This window comes from Candidatus Limnocylindrales bacterium, assembly GCA_035571835.1.
Lineage (GTDB): Bacteria > Desulfobacterota > Binatia > UBA1149 > CAITLU01 > DATNBU01.
The window spans coordinates 99,648-124,799 of the sequence record DATNBU010000010.1 but is presented as its reverse complement, the minus strand read 5'-3'; the positions used below and the strand labels follow the sequence as shown (position 1 = coordinate 124,799).

The following is a 25,152-nucleotide window of genomic DNA, read 5'->3' as shown; positions in this document are numbered from 1 at the left end:
GACGTTCCACGGAAAGTTCTTCAACTGGGACAGCGTCGAATCGAATCCGAAGCCGGTGCAGGGACCGAACGTGCCGATCGTGATCGGCGGCCACACCGATATCGCCGCGCGCCGCGCGGCGCGCTACGGCAACGGCTTCTTTCCGGGACGCGGGAGCGCCGACCGTCTGAAGGAGCTCATCGGCATCCTTCGCGACGAGTGCGCGAAGATCGGGCGCGACCCGGCCGAAATCGAGCTGACCGGCGGCATGATGGCCCCCGATCCGGATTACGTCGCGAAGGCCGAAGAGATGGGATTCAGCCGCTTGATCGTCGCTCCGCCGGGTTATGATCGCGACGGGATCTCGCGCGGGTTCGAGGCGTTTGCCGCCGCGTTCCTCAAATGACCGGTCAGCCGTCGCCAGTCGCGGGTTCGTAGAAACCCGCAAGCGCGAAACGTCGAACCAGTACGAACCTCGTTCCGGCGGCGACGATCTCAGGCCGCCAGTCGGGCTTCTTCCATGGCGAGCCGAGAACGACCACGATCTCCGGTCGAAACTCGCGGAATGCCGGGAGCGTCGCAAGAGAGCCGGACGCATTGGTCACCGCGACGTTCTCGATCCGGACCGCAGGCTTCCCGTCTTCGAGCAGCATCCACAGCAGATACTCGGGCGGTCCGGTGTCCGTGAAGATCACGCCGAGATTGCGCGCACCGCGCCGGCGCACCACTCGGGCAACTTCCTCGTACGTCGCGCGCGACCACGGAAGGCGCGCGAAATACAGGTCGTGCCTCGGTGTCACGAGAATTCCCTTGCCGGCTTCGAACGAGAGCGGCCGCGCAAAAGTGCCAACGGCGTACGGCAGGCTCGCGACGAACAGAACGCAGGCGACAAGCATCATGGCTCGCCGGCGAAAGATGTCCGAAGCGACGACTGCGACGAGCGGCGAAGCCAGAACCAGCAGCGGCATCAGCAGGCGGCATCCCGGACCCTGCCATCGGACTGCTGCGCAGAACAACACGTAACCGCAGCCGATCGCAGCAAGATACTGCAGGCGTGAGCCGCCGGCGCGAAGCGGTCGCAACACGAGAAGTGCAATGCCGACTCCGACGAACAGAAGAATGTGCAGCGGACTGAACGCCAGCTCCTCGATCCGGGTCGGCGGCAGGATCCGGAACGGCCGGAACTGGGAAGTCTCCGGATCGAAGGCGTCGGCGCCGATCATATGGTGAACGACGACCACGCAGCGCAGCAGTGCCTGGTTGATCGCCGCGCTGTCCGTTCCGAGCTGGAAGAACGCGTTGCGAACGACGTTGGATGCAATGCTCGCCGGCGTAATCTGCGCGATGCCGTCTTTGGCACGGTAGACCGGATCGGCCAGCGGATGTCCGTAGATGGCGAAGTTGCGCCCGAGATACGGCAGAACCAGCGCGCAGACCAGAACCGTTCCGGCAACGGCCGGCATTGCCAGATGGCGCAGCGTACGACCGGGACTCCGGATCCAGCGAATCAGCGCGAGCGCGACTACCGGCGCCGCGAACAGCCATGACGTGATCTTCGTCATCAGCTCGAGCCCGAGCGCAGCGAAGGCGCAGACGACCGAGGCCTGCGAAGGCGCAGCGCTGCCACGCGCGCCGGCCAGGCCGCCGAAATGGGCCAGCGAAAGCAGCCACAGTGCTTCGACCCATCCGTTCTTGCCGCTCGAAGCCTGCGTGATGCCGATCGGCAGCGTCACCGCAAACACCGCAGCGAACAGCTGCGCGCGGCGGTTTCCACCGAGATCGCGAGCCAGCAGCGACGCGGCGCCTAGCGCACCCATTGCCGCAAACCACTGCAGCAGGCAGCCCGCCCGGTCTCCGCCGCTCAGGAGCTGAAGGTGAAGGCGCACCATCTCGGCCAGCGGAGGCTCGAAAAGCTGAGGCGGATCCCAGGTCGGATAATGCGCGAGCGAGCGATTCTGGATCCAGTGCATCACGCGGCTCATGTGGTAGCCGACCGAATCCGAGCTCTGCGGAGGAGCGAGCGCTGCGACGACGAGCAGCACGAGGGCAAGCGCTGCGACGCCGCCGACAAGAAACCTGTCGGCGGCGTCGAGAGGAGGAATGCGAACTTTCGCGGGCGCTCCATCGCGACGCCACCGCCAGGCCAGCACCGCCGTCGCACCAGCGACGGCGACCAGCCAGAACCCGACCACCGCACGGTAAGTGACGGCATGAAACGCACTGAGCGTTTCGGTGCCGAGCGCGATCGCGACTCCGAGCACCAGAGCTGCGACCAGGACGTCTTCACGCAGCGTCGCATCGCTGCGGCGCTGCCCGGTACGCAGCGCAGCGACGAGCAGTGCCAGAACGATGAGCGGTGCAAAGGCCAGACCGCTCAGCACGTCGGTGTGTCACCCCATCGTTCGAAGCAGACCGGAATGCCGAACGTACTCAGCCGATCCGGTGAAGCGCGCAGAGCTTGTTGCCGGACGGATCGCGCAGATACGCAAGGTACATCTTGCCCATGCCGCCTTCGCGCACGCCCGGAGGATCCTCACAGGTCTTGCCGCCGTTGGCGACGCCGGCCGCATGCCACGCATCGACGGTCGCCGGATCAGACACATTGAACCCGATCGTGCCGCCGTTGGCTGCCGTAGCAGGCGCCTCGTTGATCGGCTTCGTGATGGCGAATACGCCGGTCGGCGAGAGGTAGAAGATGCGGCCCTTTTCGTCGGTGATGCCGGCGGGGAGGCCGAGCGTGCCGAGCACGGCATCGTAGAACTTCCTGGACGCTTCGAGGTCGTTGGAGCCGACCATGACGTGGCTGAACATTGCGTATCTCCTTCGTTTTGTTTTCCGCTGCAGAAACTGCCGGACCTGCGGCCTTTTGTCCCGGCGGCAAGCCGGGATCAACCGTCTTCGTCAGCGGGTGCTGCCTGCGCTGCGGACGAGGAATTCCCTGCGCCGGGGCCTGCGCTGCTCGGCGAGAAAGCGCAGCGCGGAGTATGGCCAGAGCGTGTAATTGCGATCGTTGCGATCGGTGTACCACGCGTTGCAGCCGCCGCTGAACACCATGCGCTGCATGTCGCGCTGAAGCCGCTCGTTGTAGCGTGCGACGACCAGCGGATCGGGATCGATCTCGGCAACGCCCTCGCGCTCCATCCACTCGAGGCTGCTGGCTGCGTAGCGAGCCTGCGATTCGATCATGATCAGCGCCGACGTGTGGCCGGTTGCGCTGTTGGGGCCGAGGAGCAGGAAGAAGTTCGGGAAGCCCGGCACCATCATCGTGCGCAGCGTTTCGATCTTGTCCGACCACACGTCGCGAAGACGCCTTCCGGCCTTTCCGACGATGTTCACGTAGTCGCTGATGTCGAACGGCCGAAAGCCGGTCGCTTCGACGATGATGTCGACTTCGTGCAGCTTGCCGGTCGCGTCGCGGATGCCGCCGGGCTCGACGCGCGCGATCGGATCGGTCACCAGGTGGACGTTGCTGCGGTTGTACGTCGTCAGATAGTCGTCCGAAATGCAGCGGCGCTTGCAGCCCGGCTCGTAGTCCGGCGTCAGCCGCGCGCGAAGCGCGGGATCCTGGACCGAATTCTCGAGATGCTGGAGCCCCTGCCGCCGCAGGCGGGACGCAAACCAGGTCTTGCGTCGCAGCGACAGCGTGCCGACGAAGTCCATGAATGCCCACAGGTACCAGCGATAGAGCCGCATCAGCCATGGAAAGCGTCGAAACATTGCGCGACGCTGCGGTGCGATGTCGCTCGCCAGTCGCGGGAACACCCACGCGGCCGAACGCTGGAAGACGGTGACCTCGGCAACCTCGCCGGCGATGCCGGGAAGCACCTGCGCGGTGCTCGCTCCGGTGCCGATGATCGCAACGCGGCGTCCCTTCAGCGCGACGCTGTGATCCCATTCTGCCGTGTGAAAACGCGCGCCTGCGAATGTCTCGATCCCTTCGAGATTCGCCCGGTTCGGCAGATGAAGGCCGCCGAGCGCGCTGACGACGGCGTCGCTGCGCCACGTCTCGCCGCCTTCGGTATGTATGGTCCAGTGCCGTTCGTCGCGGACGAGGTCGGTGACCTTGCAGCCGAAGCGAATCTTCGAGCGCAGATCGTACTTGTCGACCGTGCGCTCGCAGTATTCCCAGATCTCGCGGCCGCTCGAGTACGAATGCGTCCAGTCGGGGTTCAGCTCGAACGAAAATGAATAGACGTGAGAAGGCACGTCGCACGCGACGCCCGGATACGTGTTCTCGCGCCAGGTACCGCCGACGCTCGCCGCCTTCTCGAGGATGATGAAATCGTCGATCCCCTTGCGCCGGAGCTCGATCGCCATGCAGATTCCGGACATTCCCGCGCCGAGGATGGCAACGCGGACCCGAGGCTGCGTCACGGCGTCGGAGGAGCTTTCGGCGAAGGCGGGCACTGGCGACACTGCTTAGCAGGAATGCGTAGCGGGGGCGACGAATCCCCGGCCTTACATCACCGCGAAGTAGTTCTGTATCGCAAACTCCATCGCCTCGTCGCTGAACTCGACCGGCCGGCGGTGGAAGCGGCAGAAGCTGCGCATCTGCAGCACGAGATCGCGCGGCTGGCAGCACCGCATCGGCCTGCCCGCGGGACGAAAATAGTTCTCGATGAAACGCCTCGCCTGCTCTTCGGAAGGGTGAACGCCGAGCGTCGGGGCGACGACCAGCAGGATACGGAGGAACTGGTCCGGCGTGGGGTCAACGATCTCGATCTTGTACGGAAGACGGCGCAGAAACGCTTCATCGACGAGATCTCGCGGCGCCAGATTCGTCGAGAAGATCACAAGCTGGTCGAACGGCACCTGGATCTTCTTGCCGGTCGGCAGCTTCTGGAAATCGTAACGCTTCTCCAGCGGGACGATCCAGCGGTTGAGAAGCTGCGACACGGGCATCGACTGCCGTCCGAAGTCGTCGATCAGAAGCACGCCGCAGTTGCTCTTCATCTGCAGCGGCGCTTCGCTCACATTGCTGACCGGGTCGTGTCGCAGCTCGAGCTGGTCCATCGTGAGCTCACCGCCGACGACGACAGTCGGCCGTCGGATGCGAACCCAGCGTCCGTCCTCGAGCGTCTCTCCAAGCAGCGTCGAATCCGGGCTCTTGATCTCTTCATGAAGAACCGGATCGAACAGCCGGATGCATACGCCCTCGACCATGATCGTACGCGGGATCCAGATGTCGCTGCCGAAACAACGCACCACCCTTTCCGCAATGCTGGTCTTGCCGTTGCCCGGAGCGCCGTACAGAAACATTCCGCGTCCGGCATTCACGGCGGGGCCGAGACGCCGCAGCATCTCGGGTTCGAGCAGCACGTCGGCAAAAGCCTTTTCGAGCTCGTTCATGCCGATGTCCGCGAGCGCAAGACTCTGGGCCGCTACCGATGCGACATAATCGTCGAGCCGCACGGGAGCGGTGCCCGCGTACGTACAGATGCTCATGAAGCGCTTCGCACGCTCGCTGCCGGCATCCGACAGAGCGTATTCGTAGTCGCCGACAGGCAGCGTCTTCTGGTAGATCAGCAGCATCTCGTTCTTGAGATGGCTGAGGATCGGCACGATCAGTCGAAACGGAAGACCGATCTCACGGGCAATCATGCGCCCGCAGGTCGCGCCGTGGACGTAGAGAAAGCGGCAGATCAGCTTTTCGGTGAAATCGTACGAAAGTCCGGCTTCCGCGAGAGTGAAGGCCTTCTCGGGAGAGAATCCGGAGACCGCGCGCGTTTCGAACCCTTGCTGCGCCGCCGCGACGGCAGCGAACCGGCAGGCATCGCTGCCATCGTCGTCCGCCCAGATCGTCACCGTCTCGTCGTTGTGCTCAGCGGCGGGGATCGACTCGTCGTGTACTGAGCTCGGAATCGCAGAAGGCATCCCCGGGCTTTAGCACGTTAGCCTGGACCTCACCGGGGGAGATTCCCGCGCCGGACCCCACGGTTACCCTTGGATAAGGCTATCCGACGCGGTGCACCCACGACCGGCGCGTGCGAAGCGAACCCCGAGGCACGACCTCTTTCGCCGTAGCCTGGCCTTCCATCAACGCACTGCGCTTGAGACTGTTCAGCACGTCGCGGACGCTGCCGGAGTCGAGCCGGAACGTGTTGCAGATGCTCTCGAACGAGAACGGCGAGTCGTAGCTTCGGCTGCGGAACCAGTAATCGACTTCGCGAAACCTCTGGAGGTCCTTGCGCCCCGCGTTATTCAGCCCACGCTGGAACGTTGCGAGTGCGTCCTGCAGGACGGCGAGCAACAGGCGGGTCTCCGGCTCCCTGTACAGCTCGTCGAGAACGGGTTGGGCAGTTTCTTGGCCAATCTGCATCTTGAAGTATTTCCCTTTTGTCTGGTCCCGACTGGCCGCTGATACGTTCGTATCGGCTGATGGTGCTGGTGACCACGGCGAGTCGGCCGCGGAATACTGGACCCGAATTGTCCGTCCGCCAATCGACCGGAGGATGGATTCGTCTCCACCCTGCGGCCATCTCCGCGATCAAACTGGTGTTTCGCAGACCGACCAGGCCAGAATCCGTCCGGTAAAGGGTTGTCCTGCCCACCTTCTCCGGCATACGAGTGTCCGTCAGCCGCAGCGCGGCATGCAGAATGGAGCACGACAGGAAAGTCTGATGAGCCTACCCAATCCTCCACAGATCGAGGACCGCATCGCGCGCTGCCGCGTGATTCTTTCGGTGATCGCGCTCGCCGCCGTCTTCATCGACCCGACGGTGCCCTACGTCTCATCGTGGATGCCGATCGCCAAGGGCCGCTTCACGATCGACGCGCGTGTCTTCATCGTGATGGCAACGCATCTCGTCTACAGCGTGTTCGTCTATCTCGCCGCAGTGCGCGAGTGGTTTCCTCCGAGCCGCCTTGCGACCTGGACGGTCTGCGCCGACGTAGTGCTCGGCGGTGCGATCGCGCTGATGACTGAAGGAGCGACCAGTCCGTTCTCGGCGTTCTTCGCGTTTGCTGTGGTCGTCTCGGGTTTCCGCTCCGGCCTCAGGCAGGCCGTGCTCGTCACCGCCGTCAGCGTTTCGGTGTATGTCGGCATCATCCTGATCTCCGCGCCCGGCAGGATGAACATCTACGTGATGCGGCCGGCCTACCTTGCGATCGTCGGATATCTGGTCGGATATCTCGGGCAGCACCGCATCGAGCTGCAGCAGGCGCTGCGGATCGCAGAGGCGGCGCAGCAGCGCCATCTGATCGCACGCGATCTTCACGACGGGTTTGCGCAGGCATTGGCCGGCATCACGCTTCGCATCGAGGGCTGCCGGCGGCTGCTGCGCCGCAACGATTCCGCCGATGCACTGGCGGAGCTGACCGAGCTGCAGACGAGCGTCAACCGCGAGTACGATGAGCTGCGCTCGTACATGTCGACCCTCGCGGGCATTCCTCCGTCCTCACCAGCGGCAGCCGCAGCGGCGCCCGGCACGCGCTTCTCGCTGAACGTGCGCGTCGACGGCTCGATCGACCTGATCGATCACATCCTGCAGATCGCGCGCGAAGGCCTCAGCAATGTCCGGCGCCACGCGGCCGCTGCATCGGCGCGGATCGACGTGTCGACCGACGGCGGGTTCGTTCGCATCTCGATCGACGACGACGGCGTAGGACTCACGACCCAGTCCCCTCCATGGTCGATCGCTTCTCGCGTCAGCGAGATCGGCGGCCAGATTGCGCTCGGCGGCAGCGACCTGCCGGGCTCCCACATGCAGATCCTGATTCCGCAGGCGTGAGGCCGACACCGTGCCGATCCGACTCATCCTCGCCGACGATCACGCCATGTTCCGCGAAGGCCTCAAGGCCCTTCTCCGGCACGAGCCCGACGTCAGCATCGCCGCCGAAGCGAGCAGCATCGAAGGACTGTCCGCTCTGGTCGACAGCACTCCGGCCGACATCCTGCTGCTCGACCTTCAACTCGAGCGCAGCTCGCTGACCGACATCGAGCCGCTCTCGCAGAAGCTCTCGGTGATCGTCGTGACCGCGAGCGAGTTCGTTGGCGACGCGCTGGCGGCGATCCGGCTCGGTGCGCGCGCCGTCGTCCTCAAGCGCTTCGCGGTCGAGACGCTGATGGACGCCATCAAAAGCGTTTCGGCGGGGGACTACTGGCTGCCGCCGAACGTCCAGGGCGAGCTTGCGTCCCAGCTGCGGGATCCGTCGCTGAGCCCGCTGTCGCCGCGCGAAAAGGAAATCGTGCGCAACGTGGCGCTCGGCCTGCGCAATGCCGAGGTGGCCAAGCGCCTGTTCATCAGCGAGCAGACGGTCAAGACCCACCTGAACAACGTCTTTCAGAAGCTCGGGATCCAAGATCGCGTCGAGCTTACGGTCTATGCGATCCGCACCGGCATCATCGGCGTCCACGAGCGTCGCTGAGCGCTACCCGATCGCGCCGCATTCCATGAGTTCCCTACCCATGCGGATTTGGTTACCCTCTGCCGAATGAGCAAGCCGCAGGCGCAACCGGCCGCTGCAGCTGAACGGGCACTGCGCGACAACGACGAGCGCTTTCGCCTGGCCACCCAGACAGGAAAGATCGGCATCTGGGACTGGGACATCGTCGCCAACCATATTTCGTGGAGCGAGTCGCTCTACACCATTTACGGAATCGAGCCCGGCCAGACCGAGCTCAACATCGAAGCATTCGAAGCACGTATTCATCCCGACGACCGCGAGTCGGTCCGCGCGTCGATCGCACGAGCACTGCGCGAGGAGAACGCGCCGACCGAGATCGAATACCGCGCGCTGCGGGCGGATGGAAAAATCCTGTGGCTCTTTACCACCGGTAAAGTGGTGCGCGTCGACGGCCGCCCCGTGCGGATGACCGGGGCCACACTCGACGTCACCGAGCGAAAGCGCGCCGAGATCGCACTTCGCGAGAGCGAGCAGCGTTTCTCGAAGGCCTTCAATGCGAGTCCGCTCAGCCTGACGATCTCGTCGCTGGTCACCGGCAAGCTGCTCGAAGTCAACGACACGTTCGTCGAAATCACCGGCTACTCGCGCGCGGAAGCGATCGGGAAAACCACCACGGAGCTCGGCGTATGGGCAAAGCCGGGAGATCGTGAAGAAGAGCTGGCAGCCGTCGAAGCCGAGGGACGCCTGCGCAACCGCGAATACACGTTCCGCATGCGCAACGGCCGCGAGATCACCGGCCTGCTTTCCGCGGAGACCATCGATGTGGGCGGCGAGCCCTGCGCGCTGACCGTCATCCAGGACATCACCGACCGCAAGCAGTTCGAACACGCTCTTCGCGAAGCCGACCGTCGCAAGGACGAATTCCTTGCCACGCTCGCACACGAGCTGCGCAATCCGCTCGCACCGATCCGCAACGGAATCGAAGTGCTGAAGCTCGCTCCGGCAGACTCCGACAAGAGCTCGCTGGTGCTCGCGATGATGGATCGCCAGCTCGCCCAGATGGTGCGGCTGGTCGACGATCTGCTCGACGTCAGCCGCATCAGCCGCGGCAAGATCGAGCTTCGCACCGAGCCGATCGAGCTGTCGGACGTGGTGCGAAGCGCGCTCGAGACCAGCCGCCCGCTGATCGAGGAAGCCGGCCACCGGCTGGTCGTAGAGCTGCCCGACGACACGATCGTGCTGGACGCGGACTTCACGCGGATGTCGCAGGTGATCGCGAACCTGCTCAACAACGCCGCCAGGTATACGCCGCGCGGCGGCCTCGTGCGGCTCGTCGTGGAGGCTTCTGCGGAGGAGGCCGTCATTCGCGTGCAGGATAACGGCATCGGCATTCCGGCGCCGATGCTGGCGCAGGTCTTCGAGTTGTTCACCCAGGTCGACGGGTCGCTCGCGAAGTCGCAATCCGGCCTCGGCATCGGCCTTACGATCGTCAAGCGTCTCGTCGAGATGCACGGCGGGCGCGTCGAGGCGCACAGCGAGGGCAAGGGCAAGGGCAGCGAGTTCGTGGTTCGACTGCCGCGCATGACGGCTCGACCCGGCGACATGCCCTCGTCGGCGCAGACCGCACGAGCTGCGCTTCCCGGCAGCAGTCTCTAGGGACTCGTCGAAATGATCCCGGCGAGCTCGGCGCGTGCGGCCTCCCAGTCGTCGGGATCGGTCGACCAGCTGATGTCCGAGTGTACGTAAGTGGGATCCCTCGGATTATCGACGCCGACTTCCCAGACCACTTTTGGAATGGCCGACACGACGATGTTGGCGACTGCGACCGGATCGACCTGCGCGGCAAGCGTCAGATACTCGTAGTCCTGGAGCCCGCGACGCCACTGCTTCATGCGCAGGCTCGCGAACGGCCCGTCGACGCCGTACGAATCGGCGGGGAACAGAGTGTCCGTCCCCGGATAGAACAGCACGCCGTCACCGTTCGAATAGCTGCGCCCGGTCTGGCCCTGCACCGCATCGCTGCCGGAAGCGGCGCCGAACGTGTGCGCGCTCTCGAACAGGTTCATCTTGCCGGATTCGCCCTGGAAGTCGTTGTAGTAGGTCGACTCCCAGTAGAACCAGCGATTGGCGGCTTCCTTGTACTGGATCCACGCGTTGACGCGCGGAGCTACGCCGTCGTCGTCGGTGACGAACGTCCCGGCTGCAGGCCGGCTGCCGTTGTAGAGAAAGAAGCGCCGCGTCGGGTCGTGCGAATAATCGGCGGCCGGAGCATCCCACTGCTCGGTGATTCCGAGGCCCGCCGCGGACGCGACGACGTCGAGACTCGGCGCGCGCTCGACAGCTTTCGGAAGCGGGATGGTTGCCATCGACGGAAGCGCCTGGCCGGGACCGAGGTCACTCTTGAGCCATCGCGACCAGCGTTCGACGCGCGGATAGTGACGGGTCTCGTCGATCAGATAGAGGAAGTAGTCGGTTGCCGGTGCATTGGCGTCGAACCAGCTGACCCAGTTGTCGGCGTGCTGCCACAGGTCTCGCCTGTGCATCCACGAACGCGGGATCCCGTAGGTCTGGATGGAGTACACGCCGTTGCCGACGTTGGCGCCGGGGCCGTCGTAGCCATTGGCCGCGCTGAAGAAGCCCCCCTGCAGCCGTGCGATGAAGCTCGAGCCGGGCCGGTCCTCGGTGGTCGCGTCGCCGGCGATGCCGGTGGAGTCGCCGATCATCGAGATCTTGTGACGGTGCGCGATGAGGAAATGCCGATCCTGGATGAGCTTCGCGCGCGCTTCGGCGGCGCCTTCGATCCACGTCTGGCCGAGATAGCGCTCGTTCACGTTCCCGGCCGAGTAGTAGAGCATCGTCTTCGCGCTCGGGTCGTCGGGCAGCGAGAAGCCGAGGACCGTCAGCGCGACCGGAATCGTGCGTGAGCCGCCGGTCTCCTCCACCGTGACCTGCCCGGTATACACGCCGGGCAGCGCGCTCTTCGGAATGTAGATGTCGGCCCACACGCTCTGGTTGTGTCCCGCGGCGATATCGAATGTCGGAACCAGCTCCATCGGCACGGCAATATCCGGATAGAACGCATCGTGGTCGGGACGGCTTTGCCACGTCGAGCCGGGCGCCGCTACGCCGGCGCCCGTCCACGGCCGGCGCAGGCGCTCGGGCACGTGACGCTCGTCGTAGTAGTTCTCGTACGCGTTGCGGGTAAGCCCCTTGATCTGCAGGTAGCGGACGTAGAAGAGCTCGATCGGCCGGCCGACCCACTCGAAGACGCCGTTGCCGCTGACCGCGGCGGAATGAATGACCGCGCCGCCCGGCCCGGTGAGCGTGTCGAACGAGACGTGCACGCCTGTCGCCGCCTGCGTGGCGGCCTCGAGCACGAGATTGAAGCTTACGACTTCGTTGCGCGCGCCGAAGATCGAGATCGTCGTGCCGTCCCATGCGCGGCTGAGGACCGGGCGCCCGTTCGGCGCGCCGACGCGCAGCTCACCCTGCGTGACCTTGTCGCCCCCTTCGTTCGCCCAGACCGCGCTGATCGCCGCCGCTGCGGGCTCGGCAACAGAGAACACGCTGACGAACATCAGCAATGCGACGCGGGTCATGGCGGCGTTCATTTCGTTATCCTGTCGCAGCGCGGTCGCGCATTCCGTTTTTCGACGAGCCATGGGCGAACCGCCGCTGGCAGGTCCGGTGACGTTACGCGGGTATTGCCTGCCGAGACAAGCCGCTATCGGCTCGCCGGCGACGGGCTGGCGCCTGCGACAGTGAAGAAGAACGTGCTGCCCGCGCCGGGCTCGCTCTCTACCCAGATCCTTCCGCCATGGGCCTCGACCAGACACTGGGAAATGTACAGGCCGAGTCCAAGCCCGCGGCGATCGTTTTTGCCGACCTGCCAGAAGCGCTCGAAGATGGCTTCGAGCTTGTCCTGGTCGATGCCGACTCCGGAATCGCGGACCGAGAAGCGGACTTCTCCGCCCTCGTCGTTTACGCCCACCACCACGCTGGCCCCGTGGGGGCTGAACTTGATCGCGTTCGTAATGAGGTTTCCGAGAACCTGAAGGATCCGCTCGTGGTCGAACGCGGCCGAAACCGGGCCTGGCACGGATGCTTCGAGCGTAACCCCTTTTGCGAGCGCCTGAGGCTCCCAGGTCCGGATCGCGTCGAAGACGACATCCGACGCGCTGCCTTGCGTCGCGACGATGGCCAGCTTTCCGGCGTCGATACCTGCAATGTCGACCAGATCTCCGATGAGCCGTTCCATGCGCGCGGCGGATCGCTGAATGCGCTCGACCGCGACACGGGTGTCCCTGTCGTGCTCCGCGGTGCCGATTTTTTCCTCGATCCAGGCCGAGCTCAGGACGATTCCGGCCAGCAGGTCGCGAAGATCGTGGCTCACCATTCCGAGAAAATCGTCGCGATTGGCAAGCTCGGTGTCGGCGCGTGCGCGCTCGAGCAGAAGGTGCTGGTCGGTCTTGTTCCGCTCCAGCGGAATCAGACGGGCGAGGACACGCGCATGGACTTCCCGCTCCCTGCGAAGGACGAGGTCGGCCATGTGTCGCATGTTCTCGAGAACCTGATCTTCTTTCGCGCGCTCGTCCGCGAGGACGGCCTCATCGGACGTGCGCGAATGCTGGAGCTTCTCGTCGGCCTCGGCGCGGGCGGTGGTCAGAACTTCATCGGCTTGCTTGCGCGCACGTTCGACGAGCGCGTCCGCGGTACGCTCGATGGCGGCTTTCTCGGCAAAGGCGACATCCGTCTTCGAACGTTCGACCGCGAGACTCTCATCGGTCATTGCCCGTTCGGGCTGCAGATCTTCTTCGCTCACGAGGCCACACTACGCGGAATCGACCCCGTACCAACCTCGAATGGCAACGGGCGGATCGTCGCGCGAGTTCGACGAGACACCCGCACGTGCACTGAATCGCGCACAAATCGCGCTCTGCCGGTGCAGGCGCGCCAAACCGACCTGTTTCTGTTCGCGTTTCGCGTCCATGCTCCTGCTTCACCAGACACCACGCCGAATTCTGACGGCCTTGGCCCAGGCAAACGGAGACCCCCATGCCCACACAAAAAAACCGGACTGACGCAATTGCGTTACTGAAAGACGATCACAGGAAAGTGCGCGCGCTCCTCGACAAGCTCGAGAAGACCACCGAGCGCGCAAGCGATACGCGCGAGGAGCTGCTCGCTCGAATCGAGCAGGAGATCAAGATCCATACCACCATCGAGGAGGAGATCTTCTATCCGGCGTACAAAGCTGCAGTGACGAGAAAGGAAGACGCCAAGCTCTATCAGGAAGCGCTCGAGGAGCACCACGTTGCCGACTTCGTGCTGACCGAGATCAAAGCCAGCGACGTGGAGTCGGAGGTTTTCTCTGCAAAGGCGAAGGTGCTCAAGGAAGTCGTCGAGCATCACGCGCGCGAAGAAGAGACCGAAATGTTTTCGCGGGCGCGCCGCGCGATGGAGGCCAGCGAGCTCCTCGAGCTCGGCACACAGATGCTCGAGCGCAAGCGCGAGCTCGAAGCGCAGAACGAAGGCTGGCTTCCGGCCGCCGGCAAGATGCTGGCGGCGGCGGCGAGTCGCGTGACAGCCGGAATCGGAAAGTCGCGTCCGCAATCGGTAGCCGCGCGCGGAGCCGCATCGAAGAAACGCACCGCCAGGCCGGCCGCCGGGCGATCGCGGGCCAAGACGGCAAAGACCGGCAAGACTTCGGGCGCCAAGTCGGCCAAAGCGCGCAAGAAGTAAGCGCCGCAACGAGGCGGCACTGACCGCGGCATCGGAACCGGCCGTCCGGCGCATGGAGTGTTCACCGCATTCGCGCTAGACGGACCGATTCCCATGATCCGCCTCGACCAGATCACCAAGCAGTACGGCCGCCAGATCCTGTTCATGGAGACCGGCGCCGCGATTCATCGCGGCGAAAAGGTCGGTCTCGTCGGGCCCAACGGCGCCGGCAAATCGACGGTGTTCCGCATGATCACCCGCGAAGAGGCGCCCGACGACGGGCAGATCTCGATCGACCGCGGCGTCACGATCGGCCACTTCAGCCAGGACGTCGGCGAGATGTCGGGTCGCTCGGTGGTCACCGAGGTGATGGCGGGCGCCGGCGCCGTCTCGGACGTCGCCGCTGAGCTCCGGCAGCTCGAAGAGGCCATGTCCGATCCGGCGCGCGCCGGCGACATGGACCGCATCATCGCGCGCTACGGCGAAGTGCAGTCGCGCTTCGAAGACCTCGGCGGCTACGAGCTCGAGGCACGCGCGCGCGAAGTCCTCGCAGGCCTCGGCTTCTCCGACGACGTCATGGACGGCGACGTCGGGCACCTCTCGGGCGGCTGGAAGATGCGCGTCGGCCTCGCTCGCGTGCTGCTGATGGAGCCGAGCGCGCTCTTGCTCGACGAACCGTCGAACCATCTCGACATCGAGTCTCTCATCTGGCTCGAGCACTTCCTCGAACGCTTCGACGGCGCGCTCCTGATGACCTCGCACGATCGCGAATTCCTGAACCGCGTGGTGGGCCGCATCCTCGAGATCGACGAGGGCGAGCTGACCTCGTACTCGGGCAACTACGATTTCTACGAGAGCCAGCGGGCCCAGGCCGAGCTTCAGGCCGAGGCCGCGTACGCGCGCCAGCAGGCCAAGCTCGCCAAGGAGATGCGCTTCATCGAGCGCTTCAAGGCGCAGGCGGCCAAGGCTTCGCAGGTCCAGTCGCGCGTCAAGCAGCTCGACAAGATCGAAAAGGTCGAGCCGCCGAAGAAGCGCGTGGCGCAGAGCTTCGATTTCCCGCCCTACCCGCGCTCGGGCGACGACGTGGTTCGCATCGAAGGGCTCGGCAAGCGCTACGGCACGAGAATCATCTACGACGGGCTCGACCTGACGATTCGCCGCGGCGAGCGATGGGCCGTCATGGGCGTAAACGGCGCCGGCAAATCCACGCTGCTGCGGCTAGTGGCCGGCGAGAGCGCGCCGGATGCAGGAAGCGTAAAGCTCGGCGCCAACGTCCGCCTCGGCTACTTCGCGCAGCACGCGATGGAAGTGTTAAGGCCCGACTCGAGCGTGCTCCAGACTCTCGAAGAGTCGTTCCCGCTGGCCAACGGCGCTACGCTGCGCACGCTCGCCGGATGCTTCGGATTCCCCGGCGACGATATCGCCAAACCGTGCCGGATCCTGTCTGGCGGAGAAAAGGCGCGCCTCGTGCTCGCGCGCATTCTCTACGACCGGCCGAATTTCCTCGTGCTCGACGAGCCGACCAACCACCTCGACATGGCAACCAAAGACATGCTCGTGCGCGCACTGGCCGGCTACGAAGGCACGATGCTGTTCGTCTCGCACGACCGGCGCTTTCTTGCCGACCTGTCCACACGCATTCTCGAGCTCGGACCGGATGGTCCGGTCGTCTACAACGGCGGCTACCGCGAGTACGTGGCGGCGAGCGGTCACGAGGCGCCGGGGCTACGATGACCGTCGCAAAGGCCCCGCGTGCCGCGCTTGCGGCAATGCAGGTGATCGGCGCGCGCCTACGCGGCCGGCCGGCTCTGGTCGGCGCCAATCTCTTTGTGACCCAGCGCTGCAACCTGCGCTGCATCTACTGCAGCTCGCCGCTGCGCCGTACTCCCGAGCTTACCACCGCGCAGTGGACGGGCATCATCGGCGAGCTCGCCGGTCTCGGTTGCCGACGGCTGACGTTTCTCGGCGGAGAGCCGCTGCTGCGTGCCGATCTCGCCGAGCTCATCGCGAGCGCACGCTCGCACGGCATGAGCACGGTCGTTACGTCGAACGGGCTGCTGGTCCCGCACCGCATCGATTCGCTGCGCGAGGTCGATACGCTGGTCCTCAGCCTCGATGCGCCGGGCCCGGCCAACGACGATGTGCGCGGCAAGGGCGTCTTTGCCGCTGTCGAATCCGCCATCGAAGCCGCGCGTGTTCACCATCTGCCGGTCAAGCTGAACGCCGTGTTGTCGGCGGTGACAGCGCCTCATCTCGACGAGCTTCTCGCATTCACCGAACGACACGACCTCTGTCTTACGATCAACATCATGCGCTCGGGCGCGCCGGACCTGTGGAACGATGCCGCGAAGGTCAAGGACGACGACGAAGCGATCGGGCGGCTGTGCGGGCGGCTCGCGGAGGTCGCGCGCACCAATCCGCGTCTTCTGTTCTCTCCGCAGACGTATCGCTATGCAGCCAGCTGGGGCGACTACGGGCGCGATCGCCTCGAGGCCGACCAGATCCCGCCCGAAGATCCGCGCCGCCGCGACGGCCCGACGTGCCATGCGGGGCGCGCCTACATCAGCATCGATGCGGATGGCGCGGTCTTTCCGTGCACGATGACGTTTCAGCGCATCGTCGGGGGCAACGCGGCAACCGGCGGCGTAGCCGCGGCATGGCGCGCGCTGCACGACCATCCCTGCGTTGCGTGCTACTCGCCATGCATGGTCGAGCAGAATTTCCTTCACTCGCTGCATCCACCGGTGCTCGCGCACTTCGCGAGGCGCCACTTCCTGCGCTTCGCATAAGCGTTTTACCGCAGCCTTCGTAGCGCATCCCCTGCGTGGGTTGCGCCCCGACGGCGCGAAACTTTGACCTGCTCGCCGGCAGGCATCGACAGCGCGCGCGATGTCGGCTCACACTGACGCTCGTCGATGCCGGATTTCCCGTACGACGGTGCGAACAGGGGCCGCAGCTTTCGCGAGTCGCTGCTCGGCTCCTCCATGCTTCGCATGCTGGCGATTGCCGCGGCCGCAACGGCACTGCTCGTTTTCGTCGTTGCTGCAATCGGCTGGCAGACGTGCGGCTTCGGGGGCTGCCCCGATGTCGCGGGCCTTGCTTCGCTGCAGCCCGGCGGAGCGCCGGTGCTCGTCGATGTCCGCGGCGAAGTGTTCGCCGACCTTGCGCCGTCGCACGCCCGCCTCGTGCGGCTCGCGGATTGTCCGGAGTACGTGGCGGGCGCGTTCCTTGCGATCGAGGACAAGCGCTTCTTCGAGCATCACGGGGTCGACCTGCGGCGCGTCGGCGGCGCGATCGTCGCAAACCTGCGAAGCGGCAGCATCCGCCAGGGCTTCAGCACGATCTCGATGCAACTCGCGCGCAGCGTGTTTCCCAACCGGCTTCCGGTCGAGCGCCGCACGCTTCGTCGCAAGCTGCTGGAGATCCGCGTAGCGCGCGCCATCGAGAACACATATTCGAAAAACGAAATCCTCGAGCTGTTCCTCAATCACGTTTATCTCGGCAACGCCGTGCGCGGGATCGGCACGGCGTCACGCGAGTACTTCGGCGTCGACGCGACACGGCTCACGCTCGAGCAGGCCGCCATGCTGGCTGCGCTCGCACGCTCGCCGGGTTTCTACGATCCGCGCCGGCATCCCAAAGCCGCGCGCCGCCGTCGCGACCTGGTTCTCCATTTGATGCAGGAGCAGGGCAGGATCACGCGCGAGCATCTCGAGCTTGCGCTGCGCGCGCCGTTGTCGGTGTCGGCGCGGCCGCACCAGGCGGTGCTCGAAGCGGGCCTTGCCCCGTATGCCGTCGAGCAGATCCGTCGAACCCTCGAAGCCGAGCTCGGCGAGGACCTTTATTCGGGACCGCGGCGCATCTTCACGACCATCGATTCGCGCGTGCAGCGCGCGGCCGAAGAGGAGCTGAACGCGCAGCTTCGCAGCATCGAATCGGGCCGCTACGGAGAGTTCGACGGACCGGCCTACAAGGCTGGCGGCAGGCCGAACGGCGACCAGACGCCGTATCTTCAGGGTGCCGTGGTCGTGCTGGACGCAAACACCGGCAACGTGCTGGCGTGGGTCGGAGGCCGCGATTTTTCGCAATCGCGCTTCGATCGCGCAGCGCACGGACAGAGGCAGCCGGGCAGCGCGATCAAGCCGTTCGTCTATTCCGTCGCGCTCGACAAAGGCTTCGCGCTTTCGCAGCGGCTCACGGATGCGCCGCTGACGGTCGCGCTGCCAGGCGGAAAAACCTGGAAGCCGCACAACGTGGCCGGCCGGTCGGCAGGCTCGCTCAGCGTTCGCGATGCGCTCGTCGAGTCGAACAACCTGGCGACCGTACGGCTCGCGCAGGCCGTCGGGTTCGACGACATCGCATCGCTCGCCAGGCGCGCCGGCTTCGAGGACGTTGCTGCGGGCCCGGCGATCGCGCTCGGCTCGGTTACCGTTTCTCCCGAGATGCTGACCGCCGCGTACAGCGCTTTTCCGACTGGCGGCATGCTGGTGCGGCCGCGCCTGATCGAGCACGTCGAAGACTCCGCCGGCGAAGACGTCTGGACGTCGCACGTCGTGCGCCGACGACTGATCGACCCGGCTGTCGCGTTCCTTATCAGCGACGTGCTCTCGGACGCCGTGCGCCGCGGCACCGGCCGCGGCGCGATGCCAAAGAATGTCGCGCTTCCCGTCGCCGGCAAAACGGGGACGACGAACGACGTCACCGATGCGTGGTTCATCGGCTATACGCCCGAGATCGTTGCCGGCATATGGATCGGCTTCGATCAGCCGAGACCGATCGTCGACGAAGCGACCGCGGGCCGGCTGGCGGCGCCGGTATTCGCGCGGCTGATGGATCGCATCTACCAGAACCGGCCGATCCCGGCCCGGCAGGAGCCGCCGTCCGGCGTGCGCGAATACCTGACCGATCCGGCGAGCGGGCTGCTCGTGCGCCGCGGATGCGATCCATCGCGAACCGCGCAGCACGAGCTGTACATGACGGGACGCGAACCGGCCGCGTACTGTCCGGGTCGCGAGTCGCCGCCGCAGGATGCGTTCTACGTTTCGCTGCCCGGCGGAGATCGACGGGACCAGGGAATCTTCGCGCGCGTCGCGAATGTCTGGACGCAATTCGCCAGAGGCGAACGCGCCGCCGCTGTGCCATACGATCGCGCAGGACCAACTCCAGCCGCGACCGGAAGAGCCGACGGCGAGCGCGTCGAGCTCGCGCACAGCGACCATCGCCCGGATCGCGGCGAGAAACTCAACGAGGGTTTCAGCGACGGCGAGCCAGGCCGCGGCGAGAACGTTCGTCATGCATCCGGCGACCTCAGCGGCTGGTGGAGCCTGTGGACCCGCATCGACAACACTTCGCTCGCCGCGTTTCGCGGACTTCGTCTCGGCTACCGCGTGCTGCTCGACCAGGAAGGCGACCGGATCGTCGGTCGCGGGCAGAAATGGACGGAGAACGGCAGGGCGCTCGCCGGCACCGGTCGCACGGCCATCGTTCTCGACGGCGAGGTTCGCGGCCGCGAGATCGCGCTGCGCTTCCGCGAGCACGGGACGCGGCGAACGACCGGCGGCACCTTCGTTCTGAGCTGGTCGCCGGATACGGGGACGTGGAGCGGATCGTTTCGAAGCGATGCCGCCGATTCCAGCGGCAGCGCGAGCGCAATGCCGATGCGTTGAGCCGACCGGCGGGCCCCACGCGCCGACAGGTGGAATTCTTCCGTCGAATCCGCGATAACTGGCGGGCCGACACGGCGCCTCTTCACGCCCTCAGGGCAAATCCCCGAAGCATTGGACCTGACCCTTCGAGCGAGGCCGCATTGCGCGAGCCTCCGCGGAGCGAAAATCAGGGTCGTCCGGCCTGGAATACGATGAAAACAACGATGAACGATCTCAACCTTCTGCCCGCCCTCGTCGATGCCGTCGCCGACATGGGCTACACCGAGCCGACTCCGATCCAGGAGCAGGCCATTCCCGTCGTGCTCGCGGGACAGGATCTGATTGCCTGCGCCGCGACCGGCACCGGAAAGACCGCCGCATTCATGCTGCCGCTGCTGCAGCTCCTTCATGCCGGAGAGGCCGGGCGCTGCCGCGCCCTCATCCTGTCTCCTACGCGGGAGCTCGCGCTGCAGATCGACGAACAGGCGCAGGCGCTCGGCTATCACCTTGGCCTGAGTGCCGCCGCCGTCGTCGGTGGAGTCGACATGGGGCCGCAGGAACGCGCGCTTCGTGCCGGAGCCGCGATGGTCGTGGCCACTCCGGGACGCCTACTCGATCACATGCGATTCAATTACGTCGATCTCGGCGCCGTCGAGTTCGTGGTGCTCGACGAGGCCGACCGCATGCTCGACATGGGATTTCTTCCCGACATCCAGCGCATCCTCGCCGTGCTTCCCAATCCGCGCCAGACGCTGCTGTTCTCTGCGACGATGTCTCCGGTCATCCGCAAGCTCGCCGGAGAGATCCTGCGCGATCCGGTCACCGTGACCGTCGACCGGCAAGGCCCGGCGCTCGCGATCGTGCAGAGCGTGTGCACCGTTGCCCAGGAGAAAAAGGCGCCGCTGCTGTCGACGCTGCTGCGTCGCGAGGGCATGGACTCGGTCCTGGTCTTCGTGCGTCGCAAAATCGACGCGGATCGTCTTGCGCGTGCGGTCACGCGCGGTGGTGCGCGCGCGACGAGCATTCACTCCGATCGCAGCCAGGAGGACCGTATCGCCGCGCTCGAAGGATTTCGCAGCGGGCGCTTCCCGGTGCTGATCGCGACCGATGTCGCCGCGCGCGGCCTCGACGTGAGCGGCATCTCGCACGTGATCAACTTCGATGTGCCGCATTCTTCGGAAGACTACATTCACCGCGCCGGTCGTACGGCGCGTGCCGGCGCAACCGGTGACGTGATCACGTTCGTCTCTCCCGACGAGGAAGAGCGCATGCGCGACATCGAGCGCGCGCTCGGCCTGACGCTGCCTCGCAGTGACGTCGAAGGGTTCACGACGAGAGCGGCCGCAAGCGAAGCGCCGCGGCATCACGCGCGCACGCCCGGCGGGCAGGCCGCGCCGAGGCGTCGCCGGCGGCGGCGGTCGTCGTCTTCTTCGTCCTCGTCGTCGTCCTCCGCGGCCTAGACCGCTACCGCGAAGTCCACGGCCACAGGGCCGCCGGCCCTCCCCGGCCCGGCCGCCCTGTGCCTTTTTCTCCATTCGGACGCTCGCAAGATTTCCCCGCCGGCCCATCAGACGGCATCCTGTGCAGAGAGGCTCTGCCCATGATGAATCTTCCCGTTCGAACTCCTTCCCTTCTCTACGCGCTGCTCGCACTCTCGCTGGCCGTCAACGTCGTGATTCTGGTGCGTCACCGCTCCTCCGACGAGACCAAAGCCGTCCCTGCCGTCAGCGCCCCTGCCGAGACCGCTGGCGCTCCGGGCGATGTGCCCGCGGCAGCGGTCGCGGCACCCGACGCCAATCCGGCCACAGGCTCGCAACCCGCCTCCGCCCAGCCGATGACGATTGCCTCCCGGAGCGTCGGCTGGACGGTCGTGCGGGGCCGCGTCGAGGGGTCGCTGGCGCGTACGTTCCAGCTCAACGCCGGTGAGGACGGGGATGCGCTGGCCAGCGTCTATACCCGCCTCTTCGTGTGGGACCTCGATCTCCGGCGGGATCTGCAGAAAACCGACTCGATCGTGGTCGCGTGGCGCAAGGGAACGGATGGGCTGCCGGAGATCGCCGCCGCCAGCCTCCAGTCGAGCAAGCTCGGTCGCAACGTGGCGGCGTATCGCTGGCAGGCGCCGGGCGACCATTTCCCGAGCTACTGGCACCTGGACGGAACCGAGGCGCCGCTTCGTCTTCAGGGCGGACCGCTCGAGGATTACGAGCAGATCACCAGCCTTCTGAAGGACCGGCCGACGCACAAGGGAATGGATTTCAAGACGCCGCTCGGGACCGAAGTGCATGCGCCGCGTGCCGGCACGGTCACGCGCACGAACTGGAACTGGGGCGCGAACGGCAACTGCGTCGAGGTCCGTTACGACGACGGCGTGCTCGCCAAGTTCCTGCATCTTTCCGAGAACAAGGTGACCGAGGGTCAGCGCGTCAGCGCGGGCCAGGTGATCGCGCTGACGGGGAACACCGGGCACACCACCGCTCCGCACCTGCACTATCAGCTGGACCGCGACACGAAGACGCTCGATCCGCTCGACTATCACGGCACCGTGCGGCGATCGCTGACCGCCGATCAGATCGCCGCGCTGCGACGCGATGTCGCAAGCTTCGAGGCGATGATCAACGAACCGGTCGCGCGCTAGACCGGCGAGGCAACCACTACGGCCAGGCTTCGAGGCTTTCGTCGCTCGGCGGCCGCGCGCGCTCGGCCGCAGCGTTCTTCCCGTACACGTCCGGCCGCAGCTCGAGGCGGCCCTGCTCGTTGACTCGCGATGTCGAGTAAATGATGTGCACGGGCATGTGGTGCGTAAGGTTGATGTGCTGCGTCTCGCCGGTGCCGATCGCTGCGTCGAGGCGGCGCGGATTCCACTGCGGCTGATCGCCCAGCAGGTAGTGCGCAAGGTCCATCGGACGGCCGAGACGCACGCATCCATGACTCAGCGCGCGCACCGCCGCGTTGAACGCTCCCTTTGCGGGAGTGTCGTGCAGGTAGACGTCGTATTCGTTGGGCATGACGAACTTGATTCGTCCGAGCGGATTGTTCGGCCCCGGCTTCTGGCGGAGACTCTCTCCGCTCGCCACGATTCCCTGGCGACGAAGCCATTCGGGATTGCGGCGTCCGGAAGGCCAGTACTCCTGCTTCGCGATCTTCTCGGGAATCCCCCAGTCCGGATTGAGAATGATGTATTCGAGCTCGTCGCTGAATTGCGGCGTCTGCCACGTCGGCTGCCCGACGACGACCGGCATCCGCAGCACCTCGCGGTCGTTCTCGAAAACGCCGAGCTCGAAGTACGGAATGTTGACGAGGATGAACGAACCCGAACGGTCGAGCGATACGCTTCTCCATCGCGCAATGTCGTGCTCGAGGACGTTGATGATCTCGCCGACGGGCCGGTTGAGCTGAGCCATCGTCAGCTTGCCGACCTGGCCGAAGCCAAGCACCTTGCGGTCGTGCTGATAGGCACGCACGGCTGCCGTCAGCTCCGGACCGTAACGGCACGGTCCGGCCATTCCCATCACCTGCGGGCGCGGCGGCGGTTGCTTGCCGGGAGGCACGGGGCGTTGTCCCGGCGGTAGCGGCGGCGGAGGAGGAGGAGCGCTTTGATGTTCGAGATAGCCTTCGGCGACCAGCCGGCGTTCGAGGGCCGCAATGCGCATGCAGTCGTAGGAATACCCCGGGCCCATCACGAGATCGGTGGGGACTTTCTTCCAGCCGCCGCGGCGCGCGATTTCGCGATAGCGCTCGAGCATGTCTTCGAGCAGACGCGGCTGGTTGAGCGGGTCGTAGGAGATCGGAGCGGCAGCGGCCTGGTCCGGCTCTTCGGCGGCCCACAGCGCATCGGATTGGGCGCGAACGGGAGCGTCAACAAAGAAGGTCGCGCCGAGCACTGCGGCACACAAGAAGATGCGTACGATTTTCATGAGGCTGATGTTCGGCGGCGCCGCGCTGGGATGACCGAGTGTGACGGGGAATCGATGGAAGTGCGAGATGGGACGTTGTGCAGGGCGCACGTCCGATCGTTCTCGCCCCCTGCGGCGTCCCCGGCCGGACCGCGGTTCGCCCGCGCAATCGAATCGCGTTCCCCGACTGGTCGAGCGATTCGGCTGGTTCGATATGGCTCGAACCTCACCTGCCCCACCGTGCACATTCAATAGCGCGCTTACGCCTTGACGTCAGGAGCCTGCGGGCTACCACAGACGAGAGAAGCGATTGCGTGCGGCGCGGAAGCGCCGCACGCGATTTTATCCATCCGGAGGGAGGAGTGGAGGTCCGTTTATGAAGGAACGTATGCCGATACGACTCTTTGCGATCGCGGCAACTGTTGCTGCGCTCGGCGCCGCATCTGCTGCACGAAGCGAGAGCTGCTCGAACAGCTGCGTGACGATGGCCATTCCGGCCGCGGATGGCGTCCACACGAAGCTCGATGGAACCGCCGACGCCGTGCTGTGGCCACCGAGCGAAGAGTTCCGCGAGATCCATATCTCCGCACTGAACAACCGCGGAGCGGCGTGCGACGTGACGATCAACGACGTGCGCCAGGACGAGGCGCCTCGGGTAGCCGGCAACGGAGCCAAGCTCGAGGATGCCGTGGACTGCGACAACGGAGGTGACGCGTCGACGATCGCGCTGCGCAGCGACCGCGCCAGCAACGGCGACGGCCGCGCGTACCACATCCGTTTCGGCCTCGCCGATCCGGACTGCAGCAAGGCTGCAAAGGCCGACGAAGTCCTGGTTGCGGTTCCACGAGACGAGAGCGTGACGAGCCTTAAGTCGTACGCCGAGGACGAAGGAACGCTGACGGCATCCTACGCGGGCTCCGAGCTGCAGTGCGTGCCGCACAAGGATGACAGGCTCGCCGGTCTGCCGGAGAAGTGGCCGGGCTCGAACAACTGAACGCTTGAAGGGGACGGACGGCGGCGGAAAGTCTTTTTCTCCTGATCCCGCGTCCTGGTTTTCTCATTGTCCTCCGGCGGCGCCTACGTTCGGCGCCGCCGGAAGCGACAAAATCACGCTTGAGAACGGATCAGATCCAGCCCTGCTTCACGAGCAGCACGGCCGCCTGCGTGCGATTGGCGACGCCGATCTTGCGGAAAATCCTCTTGAGCTCGGACTTGATGGTCTCGCGCGAGACCGTCAGGTTGGTCGCGATCTCCTGATTGGTCAGGCCATCGCACACAAGGCGCAGAACCGACTTTTCGCGAAGCGTCAGCGACGGCCGCGGCCTCTCCGGATCGAACTTGTGCGAGCTTTCACTGATCGGCCGCATCGGCGGACGAACCATTCCGCCGACTGTTCCACTGCGTACACCACTTTCGTAAATAGACGTTGTTTCGGGATTCACGTTGGACCTCCATTTTGCGAGCGGTGCTTTTGTGCGTCCGTCGCAGGCAGCGTCTCTATGGCAAGTTGCGTACCAATCTCGCCACGCGGACGGCCGAATGCGAAAAACCCCACAACGAGCGGGGGT

General features: G+C 65.5%; 20 protein-coding genes. 12 read left to right on the top strand and 8 right to left on the bottom strand.

Annotated elements, in window-relative coordinates:
• Window positions 1–385: LLM class flavin-dependent oxidoreductase (locus VN634_04020; GenBank protein ID HXC50026.1), on the top strand; the 385-nt coding region annotated here is incomplete at its 5' end.
• 4 nt (window positions 386–389) lie between these two features.
• On the opposite strand, the gene VN634_04015 is transcribed toward VN634_04020, so the two are convergent.
• From VN634_04015 to VN634_03995, 5 genes are all read right to left on the bottom strand, one after another.
• A complete protein-coding gene (locus VN634_04015; GenBank protein HXC50025.1) occupies window positions 390–2,360 on the bottom strand; it encodes a hypothetical protein in 1,971 nt (656 codons plus the stop codon).
• 49 nt (window positions 2,361–2,409) lie between these two features.
• Window positions 2,410–2,790, bottom strand: coding sequence for a VOC family protein (locus VN634_04010; protein HXC50024.1), 381 nt, complete (start codon window positions 2,788–2,790; stop codon window positions 2,410–2,412).
• 90 nt (window positions 2,791–2,880) lie between these two features.
• Window positions 2,881–4,386: an NAD(P)/FAD-dependent oxidoreductase gene (locus VN634_04005; GenBank protein ID HXC50023.1), complete on the bottom strand. Its 1,506-nt coding sequence runs from the start codon at window positions 4,384–4,386 to the stop codon at window positions 2,881–2,883.
• A 51-nt stretch (window positions 4,387–4,437) separates the two neighbouring features.
• Window positions 4,438–5,784, bottom strand: coding sequence for a hypothetical protein (locus VN634_04000; GenBank protein HXC50022.1), 1,347 nt, complete (start codon window positions 5,782–5,784; stop codon window positions 4,438–4,440).
• Between the two features lie 148 nt (window positions 5,785–5,932).
• Entirely contained in the window at window positions 5,933–6,298 is a 366-nt protein-coding gene (locus VN634_03995; protein HXC50021.1) for a hypothetical protein, read from the bottom strand.
• Window positions 6,299–6,599: 301 nt separating this feature from the next.
• Between VN634_03995 and VN634_03990 the strand changes: the two genes are divergently transcribed.
• From VN634_03990 to VN634_03980, 3 genes are all read left to right on the top strand, one after another.
• Window positions 6,600–7,709, top strand: a complete 1,110-nt coding sequence (locus VN634_03990; protein ID HXC50020.1) for a histidine kinase — start codon at window positions 6,600–6,602, stop codon at window positions 7,707–7,709.
• Window positions 7,710–7,719: 10 nt separating this feature from the next.
• A complete protein-coding gene (locus VN634_03985; protein ID HXC50019.1) occupies window positions 7,720–8,346 on the top strand; it encodes a response regulator transcription factor in 627 nt (208 codons plus the stop codon).
• Between the two features lie 66 nt (window positions 8,347–8,412).
• Window positions 8,413–9,981 carry a PAS domain S-box protein gene (locus tag VN634_03980; protein ID HXC50018.1) on the top strand — a complete coding sequence of 523 codons (1,569 nt, stop codon included), beginning with the start codon at window positions 8,413–8,415 and terminating at the stop codon, window positions 9,979–9,981.
• Here the strand turns inward: VN634_03980 and VN634_03975 are convergent.
• The gene (locus tag VN634_03975; protein ID HXC50017.1) at window positions 9,978–11,936 is read right to left on the bottom strand and encodes a hypothetical protein; all 1,959 of its coding nucleotides are present in this window, start codon (window positions 11,934–11,936) and stop codon (window positions 9,978–9,980) included. The two genes, VN634_03980 and VN634_03975, sit on opposite strands and share 4 nt — an antisense overlap.
• A 206-nt stretch (window positions 11,937–12,142) precedes the next feature.
• On the opposite strand from VN634_03975, the gene VN634_03970 reads away from it, so the two are divergent.
• The 7 genes from VN634_03970 (at window position 12,143) to VN634_03940 (ending at window position 22,326) form a co-directional block, all read left to right on the top strand.
• Complete coding sequence (locus tag VN634_03970) at window positions 12,143–13,423, top strand: hypothetical protein (GenBank protein HXC50016.1); 1,281 nt, start codon at window positions 12,143–12,145, stop codon at window positions 13,421–13,423.
• Entirely contained in the window at window positions 13,381–14,067 is a 687-nt protein-coding gene (locus VN634_03965; protein ID HXC50015.1) for a hemerythrin domain-containing protein, read from the top strand. Before VN634_03970 ends, VN634_03965 begins: the two co-directional genes overlap by 43 nt.
• A gap of 93 nt (window positions 14,068–14,160) precedes the next feature.
• Window positions 14,161–15,780, top strand: a complete 1,620-nt coding sequence (locus VN634_03960; protein HXC50014.1) for an ABC-F family ATP-binding cassette domain-containing protein — start codon at window positions 14,161–14,163, stop codon at window positions 15,778–15,780.
• A complete protein-coding gene (locus VN634_03955; GenBank protein ID HXC50013.1) occupies window positions 15,777–16,835 on the top strand; it encodes a radical SAM protein in 1,059 nt (352 codons plus the stop codon). The genes VN634_03960 and VN634_03955 overlap by 4 nt, the downstream gene beginning before the upstream one ends.
• A gap of 126 nt (window positions 16,836–16,961) precedes the next feature.
• Entirely contained in the window at window positions 16,962–19,712 is a 2,751-nt protein-coding gene (locus VN634_03950; protein HXC50012.1) for a PBP1A family penicillin-binding protein, read from the top strand.
• 203 nt (window positions 19,713–19,915) lie between these two features.
• Entirely contained in the window at window positions 19,916–21,151 is a 1,236-nt protein-coding gene (locus VN634_03945; GenBank protein HXC50011.1) for a DEAD/DEAH box helicase, read from the top strand.
• A 140-nt stretch (window positions 21,152–21,291) separates the two neighbouring features.
• Complete coding sequence (locus VN634_03940; GenBank protein ID HXC50010.1) at window positions 21,292–22,326, top strand: M23 family metallopeptidase; 1,035 nt, start codon at window positions 21,292–21,294, stop codon at window positions 22,324–22,326.
• A gap of 16 nt (window positions 22,327–22,342) precedes the next feature.
• Here the strand turns inward: VN634_03940 and VN634_03935 are convergent, their stop codons facing one another.
• Window positions 22,343–23,605 (bottom strand): L,D-transpeptidase family protein, encoded by a 1,263-nt coding sequence (locus tag VN634_03935; GenBank protein HXC50009.1) that lies wholly within the window; start codon window positions 23,603–23,605, stop codon window positions 22,343–22,345.
• Window positions 23,606–23,972: 367 nt separating this feature from the next.
• Here VN634_03935 and VN634_03930 point away from each other — a divergent pair, with 367 nt between their 5' ends.
• On the top strand, window positions 23,973–24,578 hold the full coding sequence (locus VN634_03930) for a hypothetical protein (protein HXC50008.1): 606 nt from the start codon (window positions 23,973–23,975) through the stop codon (window positions 24,576–24,578).
• Between the two features lie 130 nt (window positions 24,579–24,708).
• On the opposite strand, the gene VN634_03925 is transcribed toward VN634_03930, so the two are convergent.
• Entirely contained in the window at window positions 24,709–25,026 is a 318-nt protein-coding gene (locus VN634_03925) for a LuxR C-terminal-related transcriptional regulator (GenBank protein ID HXC50007.1), read from the bottom strand.
• Window positions 25,027–25,152 lie beyond the last annotated feature (126 nt).